The organism is Natrinema soli (assembly GCF_028618695.1).
In genome coordinates, this window is sequence record NZ_JAQIVI010000288.1 from 1 (window position 1) to 9,167 (window position 9,167).

The 9,167-nt window shown below is 63.6% G+C and carries 10 protein-coding genes; 5 read left to right on the forward strand and 5 right to left on the reverse strand.

Annotated elements, in window-relative coordinates:
- Positions 1-663: alpha/beta fold hydrolase (locus PGX04_RS17320; RefSeq protein ID WP_273739660.1), on the forward strand; the 663-nt coding region annotated here is incomplete at its 5' end.
- Between the two features lie 49 nt (positions 664-712).
- On the opposite strand, the gene PGX04_RS17325 is transcribed toward PGX04_RS17320, so the two are convergent.
- The 3 genes from PGX04_RS17325 to PGX04_RS17335 form a co-directional block, all read right to left on the reverse strand.
- Positions 713-1,027 carry a HalOD1 output domain-containing protein gene (locus PGX04_RS17325; RefSeq protein ID WP_273739661.1) on the reverse strand — a complete coding sequence of 105 codons (315 nt, stop codon included), beginning with the start codon at positions 1,025-1,027 and terminating at the stop codon, positions 713-715.
- A gap of 80 nt (positions 1,028-1,107) precedes the next feature.
- The gene (locus PGX04_RS17330; protein ID WP_273739667.1) at positions 1,108-1,851 is read right to left on the reverse strand and encodes a DNA polymerase sliding clamp; all 744 of its coding nucleotides are present in this window, start codon (positions 1,849-1,851) and stop codon (positions 1,108-1,110) included.
- Positions 1,852-2,044: 193 nt separating this feature from the next.
- Positions 2,045-2,287, reverse strand: coding sequence for a hypothetical protein (locus PGX04_RS17335; RefSeq protein WP_273739662.1), 243 nt, complete (start codon positions 2,285-2,287; stop codon positions 2,045-2,047).
- Positions 2,288-2,426: 139 nt separating this feature from the next.
- On the opposite strand from PGX04_RS17335, the gene PGX04_RS17340 reads away from it, so the two are divergent.
- Positions 2,427-3,314, forward strand: a complete 888-nt coding sequence (locus PGX04_RS17340; protein WP_273739663.1) for a DUF106 domain-containing protein — start codon at positions 2,427-2,429, stop codon at positions 3,312-3,314.
- Positions 3,315-3,405: 91 nt separating this feature from the next.
- Positions 3,406-4,182 carry a 23S rRNA (uridine(2552)-2'-O)-methyltransferase gene (locus PGX04_RS17345; RefSeq protein ID WP_273739664.1) on the forward strand — a complete coding sequence of 259 codons (777 nt, stop codon included), beginning with the start codon at positions 3,406-3,408 and terminating at the stop codon, positions 4,180-4,182.
- Between the two features lie 8 nt (positions 4,183-4,190).
- Here PGX04_RS17345 and PGX04_RS17350 read toward each other — a convergent pair whose 3' ends face one another.
- Positions 4,191-4,367 (reverse strand): ribbon-helix-helix domain-containing protein, encoded by a 177-nt coding sequence (locus tag PGX04_RS17350; protein ID WP_098725150.1) that lies wholly within the window; start codon positions 4,365-4,367, stop codon positions 4,191-4,193.
- Positions 4,368-4,812: 445 nt separating this feature from the next.
- Complete coding sequence (locus tag PGX04_RS17355) at positions 4,813-7,143, reverse strand: twin-arginine translocase subunit TatC (RefSeq protein WP_273739665.1); 2,331 nt, start codon at positions 7,141-7,143, stop codon at positions 4,813-4,815.
- A gap of 140 nt (positions 7,144-7,283) precedes the next feature.
- On the opposite strand from PGX04_RS17355, the gene tatC reads away from it, so the two are divergent.
- Positions 7,284-8,300 (forward strand): twin-arginine translocase subunit TatC, encoded by a 1,017-nt coding sequence (gene tatC, locus PGX04_RS17360; RefSeq protein WP_273739666.1) that lies wholly within the window; start codon positions 7,284-7,286, stop codon positions 8,298-8,300.
- Positions 8,301-8,974: 674 nt separating this feature from the next.
- A partial coding sequence (locus tag PGX04_RS17365) for a hypothetical protein (protein WP_273739668.1) occupies positions 8,975-9,167 on the forward strand: 193 nt, incomplete at its 3' end.

Sequence of the window (9,167 nt, forward strand, 5' to 3'; positions counted from 1 at the left end):
CTCGTCCCGCGACTGCCGGGGACGCTCCGCGGCCTCGTCCTCCTCAAACTGGCCGGTTACTCGATCGGCGGACTCGCCGCCGACCTCGAGGCCGTTCTCGACGACGCGGGGGTCTACGACGCCCACATCGTCGGCGCGAGCATGGGCGGGATGATCGCCCAGCGCTACGCGCTGGAGTACTCCCGGACGAAATCACTGACGCTGTGTTGTACGTCTCACGGGGGCCCCGACGCCGCACCGGTGCCCGACGAAACGCAGGAACGAATGTTCGACGCGCCCGACGGTGCCAGCGAGCGCGAGACGATCCGCCATCGAATGCGCCCCGCGTTCAACGAGCGGTTCACCAACCGGAACCCCCACCTGATGGATCGAATCATCGAGTGGCGACTCGAGCAGGACGCCAGTGCCCCCGCCCGCGAGGCCCAGGCCGCCGCCGTCCAGCAGTTCGACGTCAGCGACCGCCTCGACGGGCTCCGCGTGCCAACGCTGCTCCTTCACGGGACCGACGATCAGGTCGTCCCCGTCGAGAACGCGCGGCTACTCGAGGAGAAAATCTCGGACAGCCGTCTCGAACTCGTCGAGGGCGGCTCGCACCTCTTCTTCATCGAAGACGACGAACTGGTCAACGAGCACCTGCGCTCCTTCCTCGAGGAGCAGGACTAGAGACGCGGGACCGGAACCGCCCGACGCGGTGTGCCGGCGAGACGGGGATCTAGCTCGCGACGGTCGCGTCCCGGATCCGGATCTCGCCGTCGCTTCGGACGCCGACATCGAGACCCTCGTAGGTGAACCACACCAGATGAGTGCCGTCGGTCGACCCTCGCTGGGCGTGTTCGATCAGGTCGTTGAGCGCGCCCGGATCCATGACGTCGTACAGCGGCGCTAGCTCGGCGGGATCGGCCTCGAGAACCGCGGCGACTGCGGTGACGACGGCCTCGCTCGGCCGGCCGTCCACCGGATCGAACGTCGTGACGTACCTGTGATCGGTCGACTCCGAGTCGTCCGACGAATCGTTCGGGGAGGGCATACCCTGCCATTGTCGAGAACTCCGGTAGCCACTCGCCTGCCTATATCGTCGTATTAAGTAGTCGACGCCGCTCGAGCGCGTTAGTCGCTCTGGATGCGCGGCGCGAGCATGTAAGTGACCTGTCCCTGTCCCTCCGCGAAGCCGAAGTAGATCTTGACGGGGAACTCCTCGCCGAGGTCGAGCGTGACCTCGGTGTCCTTGGGAATCGCCTTGTTCATGTCCTTGAGATAGTCAAGCGAGAACAGCGAGCGGGCCGGACCGACCTGCAGATCGATCAGATCGTCCTGGGTGAGCTCGAGGTGGACGTCGTCGGTGTCGCCCTCCGCGCTGACGTAGAAGAACTCGTCGGTTTCGTCGACGCCGAGTGCGATGTGGTCGGACACCATGTCGGCGGCCGTCACCGATCGGTTGACGTCTTTCCCCTCGAGGACGACCTCCGCGGGCAGGTCGAGGTCCGGGATGTCCGGCTCCTGACGGATCGAGTCGGGGTCGATGAGCGCGAGCGTGTACTCGAGCCCGTCGATCTGGATGTGGAGCTTGCGGGTCTCCTCGTCGAGTTCGAGCTGAATGAGCTGACCGGAGTCGGCCATGCCGGCGATGTCCTCGAGCCGCGAGAGGTCGACGCCGATCAGTCCGCCGTCCGCCTCGTAGGATTCGAACGCAGACGCATCGAGCGAGAGGTCGACCATCCCGACGTTCGCGGGGTCGACGGCCCGGATCTCCAGTCCGTCTTCCTCGAGGTGGATCTTGCACTCGTCGACCAGGACGCTCACCGAATCGAGCGCGCTGGTGAGCGTTTCGGCGCTCACGATGGCCTTGAACATATAGGTCGGCGTACGGACGGTCGCCATAAAAAGCCACCCTTTACGCGCGAGCAGGGACTCGCGAGTGGCGGAACGGATCGCGTACTCAGTCGACGGCTCGGGGGCCTGCCGTCTCCGGTCGAGCGGCCGTCACATCACGAGGCGCGACTGCCGTCTCACTCGAAAATAGTCGGTGTACGGTCCGGATCCCTTCTCAGTACTCCTCGCGTAATCGGATCTCCTCGTCGGTAACCTCGCCGATCGCATCGTTCCGGAGCGGATACCGGCTCTCGGTGTCTCGGCCCCAGCCGAGTCTGGTCTTGAGTTCGCCGCCGATCTCCTCGCTGGGATCGACGTAGGCCGTCCCGTCTTCGACGTCCATGACGATTCCGATCTCGTTACCGTTGCTGTCGATTACGCGTTTTCCGCCGTCCTCGATCGTAATCTCTTCGCCCATGGTCGCCGGTCCGCGCCTCGACGGCATAACTGCTGGCCCGGCTTTCGAAACCCGGCGGTTCGGTCGGACAACCGGCTGCAGAACGGAGCGCCGAAACGAAAGAGTTGATAGTTCGGTAGCGAGGACGCCCGGCTAGCGAATGCCTATCGATCAGTTGGCGGCGCTTCTCGAGAACGCGTCGGTCCGAGAGGCGCTCGCCATCGTCTACGAACGGTCGGACGGCGGCGCGGAGGAACTCGAATGGAGCGACGTCAGGGACTCACTGTCGAGCGATCAGTGGGGGCGGCTCATCGAACGAGAGGTGCTCGTCAGCGCCGGTACCGGATTCGCGCTCGCAGAGCCCGACCGAGTCGAACGGCTCCTCGAAGGAGATGATCCGTCCGAGCACACAGGGGTGGACGATATCGAGTCGCCGTCCTGGACGTCCGCAGACAAGGTCGCGGGCGTGTTCGCACTGCTGCTGTTCGCCGGCTACTGCAACTCACAGGTTCGGGACATCGTCGCGTCGGTCGAGAGCGTCGTTCTCGGCCCGGTCGCCGAACTCGTGCCGTTTCATCTTATCATCGTCCTCCTTGCGGTTGCCACCGGGCTCTATTCTACCGTATTACAGTCGCGGCTACTGGACCGCGAGAAGCTCCAGCAGTACAAACAGCGGATGGAGCGGCTCCGGGAGCGAAAGGAGGCGGCGACCGAGCGCGGCGACGACGAGGCCCTCGAGCGGATTCAGGACGAACAGATCGCGGCCGCTGGCGACCAGTTCGGCATGTTCAAGCTGCAATTCCGGCCGATGGTGTGGATCATGCTGTTGACGATCCCCGTCTTTCTCTGGCTCCGCTGGAAGGTTCGCGGCGGCCACCTCGGTGCCGGCGAAACGGGACTGGTCGTCCCGATCGCGGGCTCCGTCACCTGGCGGGAGTCCCTCGTCGGTCCGATGCAGACGTGGATCGTCTGGTACTTCTGCTGCTCCATGGCAGCCCGACAGCTCATCCAGAAGACGCTCACTCTCCGGACCGGTTCGTCCTCGTAGTCTTCCGTGTCGATCGTTCGTCCGTAGAAACGACGAGTCGCGACACCTATCCGTCTCGACCGGCTAGTCGCGATAACTGAGTGACACGCTGATGGCAGGCAAAGACCACTACTACAACAAGGCGAAACAGGAAGGGTATCGCTCTCGAGCGGCCTACAAGCTCAAACAGCTCGATAACCTCGAGAACGTCATCGATCGCGGCGATACGGTCGTCGACCTGGGGGCGGCCCCCGGCGGCTGGCTCGAGGTCGCCGCCGAGGCGGTCGGCTCGGAGGGGAACGTCATCGGCGTCGACTTCCAGCGGATCAAGGACTTCGATGACCACGACAACGTGGAGACGCTCCGCGGGGACATGACCGAAGACAAGACTCGCGATCGGGTCATCGACGCCGCCGGGGGCCCGGTCGACGTCGTCATCTCGGACATGGCACCCAACATGTCCGGCGAGTACTCGCTCGATCAGGCCCGCTCGCTGCACCTCGCGCGACAGGCCTTCGAGACGTCCATCGAACTGCTCGACAGCGGCGGGGACTTCGTCGTGAAGGTCTTCGAGGGGCCGGACGTCGACGACTTCCGGGCCGACGTCGAGGAGGAGTTCCAGTACGTCCGCGCGACATCGCCGAAGGCGAGTCGGGACGAGTCCTCCGAGGTCTACTTCATCGGAAAGGGACGACTCACCGCCACGGTGCGGCCGGGCGACGAACTCGAGGTGGAGATCGACGCCGTCGGGAACGAGGGCGACGGCATGGCGAGCGTCGACGGCTACCGGCTGTTCGTCCCCGACACCGAGGAAGGCGAGACGGTCACGGTGCGCGTCGAGGACGTCAAGCCGAACTTCGGCTTCGCACAGCGGATCGACCGGGACTGACCGGTCGGCTACTCCTCCGTCTCGAGGCGGTCGTGGCGCTCGTCGATCTCGTCCAAGATATCCAGATTCTTTCGGATCGAGGACCGAATCGCGTCACTGCGGTTGACGAACTTGCCGTCGTCGCCGACGTGGTCGTCCAGATCCTCGAGGAGTTCCTGCGGAATTTCGACGCTGATTTTGGGCATCAGTCTAGGTAGTCGTTCGCACGTCCTCGTCTTAAGAGGGTTGATCGGTCGATTTTCGTGGTCTTGAGATGGACGTCATCCTGAACGAGCCGATCGTGCCTCGAGCAACCATTGGGCTTTGATGGAAATGAGTGAGACAACGCGTCCTGCTATCGTGGCAACAGGGAATCACCACGCCCTCCCCAACCGATTCGCTCACTGCTCACGGTTCCCATCGGTCACCGCTCGCAATCGAGGGATTCACTCCGTTCATCCCTCGCACCGTTCGCTCATCCCTCGCACGACTTTGGGCCGCGGTTCACTGACGTTCACCGCGTTCCAGCGCGCGCCACCGCGTGACGGTTGAGCGGTTTGAGCGATACAGAGATCCCCTATACGAAGCAGTTGCAAGACTGCGTGAGCGATGAAACGTCGGTGGCGGACGGGGAATGTGCCGTGAACACAGTCACTCCGTCGCGATTGCACCGGTGTCCTCGGCGTCCGGTGGGGCCGCCGAGCCGCCACCACCGCCGAACAGCCGGCCGCCGCCGGTGAGGACGTAGAGGATGGCGAGGCCGAGCAGGTAGGTGAGCGAGATCGGGATGGCGAACAGCAACATCATGAGGATCCCCTTCGGGCTGAAGAAGGCGGCGATGACGAAGATGCCGACGACGACGGGCCGCCAGCGCTCGAGCATCGAGCGGTAGCTGGCGACGCCGCCGACGTGGAACAGCGCCATCGTGACGATGATGTTGAGCAGGAAGCCGATGCCGACGGTCGTGGCGATAACGAGCCAGAAGAAGCTCTTGATCCGGTAGGAGATGACCATCCCGTTGCTGATCGCGTCCGAGACCAGATACGAGATGATCGTCGGCGCGACCCAGAAGAATCCGAGATAGGTTCCGACGGCGAAGCCGGCGAGCAGGCCGCCGGCCCAGACGACGAACGTCCGTCGGTCGCCATAGACCAACCCGCGCTCCTTGGCGGGCGGCCAAGCGTAGAACAGCACCAGCGGGAGGGTAGCGACGAGTCCGGCGAGCGCGCTCACCTTCGCCTCGAAGATGAGCACTTCGACCGGGTGCAACGCGACGACGATGTCCATCGCTTCGATGAGTTCGCCGAGACTCATCGTGCTCGGATCGGCGCCCTCCCTGACGACCTCCTCGAGCACGTGTCGGGGAACCCGATCGAGGAAGAGCCTGAGTACGTCCCCGAGACCGCCGGAGTAGAGCCAGAAGAAGGTGCCGCCCATGACGACCATGAACAGCCCGACGATGCGGAACACCTTCGAGGTGAGACTGTTGAAGATGAAGGCGATGTCGTAGGCGTAGCCGCCGATGTCGTCCTCGTCCGTCTCCTCCTCGGTGAACGGGTCGAGCATACCGGCCGCGGTGCTCGCGAAGAGGCTCTCGTCATCGTCGTCCGCTGCACCGCCTGCCCCGGCGCTTGCGCCAGCGCCTGCTGCCGCGCCGTCACCGCTGTCGTCGGTCGTCTCTATCGAATCGAACCTGTCGAGGATGGCTTGCGCTTTCTCCCGGTCGTCGTCGTACATCGCCTGCCGGGAGTACTCCAGCGCCTGGTCCTCGCTCATACTGTGGAAGACCTGTACCGACACGTCGTCGATATCCTCGACTGCGAGCGTCTCGAAGTCGACGTCCTCGTGCGTATCCGCCCGTCGAATGTCGTCTTCTCGCGGATAGACCGGCTGCTGGAGCACGTGAATCGTGTAGCCGAGCAGGATGACGAAGCCGACGGCGGCAGCGATCAGCAGCCCGACCGCGACCTCGCCGGCGAGACCGTGGGTACTCGCCATCGTCTCGAGACCGAGGGTCCCGCTGGGACGCAGCCACGACGGGAACGTGGGGTAGACGGACTCGCGGAGGTAGCCGAAGCCGCCCTGGTTGACGGCGACGGAGATCGCAGCCGCGACGACGGCGAGCACGCCGCCGAACTGGAGGAGACGCCGCTTGACGTGGTCGGTTCCCGTCCCCTCGGATTTCGCCGCGCCGCGCCGGCGGACGTTGGTGACGACCTTGGCCAGTCCGAGGCTGAAGACGTAGAGGACGACCATCGGCATGGCCCACATGACCTGCGTGAACGGGTCCGGTGGCGAGAAGAGGGCCCCGAAGATGACGATCCCGACGACGGCGTGTCGCCACTTGTCCCGGAACGTCTCGTAGGGGATGATCTCGGTGTAGGACAACACGCCCATCAACAGCGGGAGCTGGGCGGCGAGCCCGAACGAGAGCGTCAGCAGTGCCATGAACTCGGTGAACTCGGTGATCCCGTAACTGGGTTTGACACCGGCGCTGACGGCGTTCCCCGCGAGAAAGCCGAACGCGTAGGGGAAGAAGATGCTGTAGGCGTAGATGACCCCCGCTACGAACAGCGAGAGTGCCATCACCACGAAGCCGGCGATGTACCCCTTCGAGACCGGGACGACGCTGTGATAGCCGCGGCGACGGATCGCCTTCCGGGAGAAAAAGAGCAGTGCGGGAATCGCAACGACAGCGCCCGTGATCATCCCGATCTTGGCCTGTAAGAGGATCACCTCGAACGGCGTTCGCGTGATGATGTCGGTCGAGCCGGCGATCTCCTCGTTCATCTGGCCCTTCGCCGTCGCCTCGAGGAAGTCCCAGACGACCACGCGGAGCGCGTAAAAGGAGCTGACGAAGCCGATGAGAAAGACGATAAACACCTTCTGCAGGTGCTCCTGTGCACCCGAGAGGAGCGCGCCGATCGTCTCCCGGCCGCTGTTGATGGCTTGGGCGGTGTCCTCGTCGACGGCAGAACTCATTGGGTTGGGGTAACTGACATCCAGTTATCAACCTTTCGAGTGGGTGTGCGGGTTCGTGGGACGATCAAACGGCCTTCTCACTCTCGAGGGGTGGTCGTAAGAAAAAGGCCTATAACCGGTGGCCTATCAGTATTCCGTAGATGTCGGACGAGCCGGCGGACGATCGCGATGTCGAGTCTCCCGAAGAGTCACGGGAGGACCCCGATATCGAGGGCCCTGACGAGTCACGGGACGACCTCGATGAGCGACCGCTGGCTCCGGACGATGCCGCCGAATCCGATCCCGACCCCGCCTCCGAGACCGGATCGTCAGCGACCGACGGCGCGGAGTCGTCGAATCTCGAGACCGATGGCGAAGGCGTCGTCGGCGATCCGCACACCCCCGAGCAGCCGTACCCCGATCCCGACGACGATATCGGGGGGCTCTCGACGCCGCCGGACGACGAGGAGATGCCCCTGGCCGATCACATCGAGGAGATGGTGCTCCGGCTGGCGGTCGTCTTGCTGTTCGGGGCCGGCGGGACGGCGATCGGTCTGCTGTGGGCCTCGCAGGCCATCGAGTTCATCTGGTTCAACGTCTTCCCCTACGACGCCGGACAGGTTCCGCCGCCTCACGTCTACAACCCGCTCGAGCTGTGGTTGACCCGGATCAAGATCTCGTCGCTGCTCGGGATTATGATCGCGCTGCCGGCGTTCGTCTACGAGTGTTACCTGTTCATGCGGCCGGGGCTGTACCCCAACGAGCGCAAGTACTACCTCGCGGCGGTCCCGACGAGCGTCGTTCTCGGCGCGATCGGGATGCTGTTTTCGTACGTGATCGTCTTGCCGATCCTCTTTCGGTACTTCACCTACTACGCGGAGGAAAGCGCCGAGATCGCGTACGCGCTGGGCGAGACGTTCAACCTGATCATCACGCTGATGGGCTTTCTCGCGATCGTCTTCCAGATTCCGCTCTTCATCATGCTGGCGATCATGATGGGCGTGACGACCCGCCGCTGGCTGGCCCAGAAGCGGCTGTACTTCTGGGCGGGCTTCGCGGGGCTCTCGTTCATGTTCACGCTCGACCCGACCGGGATGGCCCCCATCCTCGTCGCCGTCACGATGATCCTGCTGTTCGAAGGGACGCTGTTCATCCTGAAGTGGGTCGGACGGACGTAGTCCGCCGCGGCCTGGTTTCGAGCCGGTATCGAGTCGGTTGTGCCCCTCTCGACTGTCAGTATGTGTGATCGATCGGGCGATCTTCCGACTACTTCTCGACAGCGATGGTCGGTCGTCGCTTGCTATAGTAGCCACTGAAACGAGTTACACGCTGATCGATAGTCCGCGGTTCATACTCACTGTGAACGCTCACTCTGTTCGCTCACGGCTCGCTTGGCTCACCGTTCGCGTTCCCGCGGTTCTCGCTCACTCTGTTCGCTCCGAACCGCGCCTCGCTCCGAACCGCGAACGTTCCGAACCGCGCTACTCTCATGCGATCAGGTGTGCAGTGACTGTCAGTGGCTACTATATTCGATGATCCAAACCTGTCAATCAATACCACGGGGTTCATTCGTGGACATATGTCCGCTCGACTCGGCGGAATAGCCGCCGTTTAATCCCCTTATATTCCCCCTATCCATTCGCATATTGCGGACTCTCCCCGATTCAGCCGAGAAAATACGTTATTTGTAAACGATCACCGTTTAGTAGTTGCATATGTTTTCTTGAGGCGTGAAACTCTGAATGATGTCGTGCAAATCTCTCTCCGATAGGTGTGATTGTAAATCACACATCCCCGTCCGCGTCGCGTCCCGGAGGTGTGAGCCGTGACCGATCTGGTGCCGACCACGTGTATGCGGTGTGCAGTCGGCTGCGGGCACGTCCAGCAGGCCCCCGATCGCGGCTACGGTCTCGGGTCCGTCCGCGGCGATCCGAGTCATCCGGTCAACAAGGGACTGGCCTGTCAGCGCGGCGTCAGCGAGACCGCCGATCCGGGCGGCGAGTGGCTCACCAGGCCGCTCGTCCGCAAGGACGGCGAGCTCGTGG

What these genes read in the sequence shown, in the direction of transcription:
- PGX04_RS17325 (WP_273739661.1), bottom strand. Translation starts at nt 1,027, where the DNA reads ATGCCCTCCCCGAACGATTCGTCGGACGACTCGGAGTCGACCGATCAC.
- PGX04_RS17330 (WP_273739667.1), bottom strand. Translation starts at nt 1,851, where the DNA reads ATGTTCAAGGCCATCGTGAGCGCCGAAACGCTCACCAGCGCGCTCGAT.
- PGX04_RS17335 (WP_273739662.1), bottom strand. Translation starts at nt 2,287, where the DNA reads ATGGGCGAAGAGATTACGATCGAGGACGGCGGAAAACGCGTAATCGAC.
- PGX04_RS17340 (WP_273739663.1), top strand. Translation starts at nt 2,427, where the DNA reads ATGCCTATCGATCAGTTGGCGGCGCTTCTCGAGAACGCGTCGGTCCGA.
- PGX04_RS17345 (WP_273739664.1), top strand. Translation starts at nt 3,406, where the DNA reads ATGGCAGGCAAAGACCACTACTACAACAAGGCGAAACAGGAAGGGTAT.
- PGX04_RS17350 (WP_098725150.1), bottom strand. Translation starts at nt 4,367, where the DNA reads ATGCCCAAAATCAGCGTCGAAATTCCGCAGGAACTCCTCGAGGATCTG.
- PGX04_RS17355 (WP_273739665.1), bottom strand. Translation starts at nt 7,143, where the DNA reads ATGAGTTCTGCCGTCGACGAGGACACCGCCCAAGCCATCAACAGCGGC.
- tatC (WP_273739666.1), top strand. Translation starts at nt 7,284, where the DNA reads ATGTCGGACGAGCCGGCGGACGATCGCGATGTCGAGTCTCCCGAAGAG.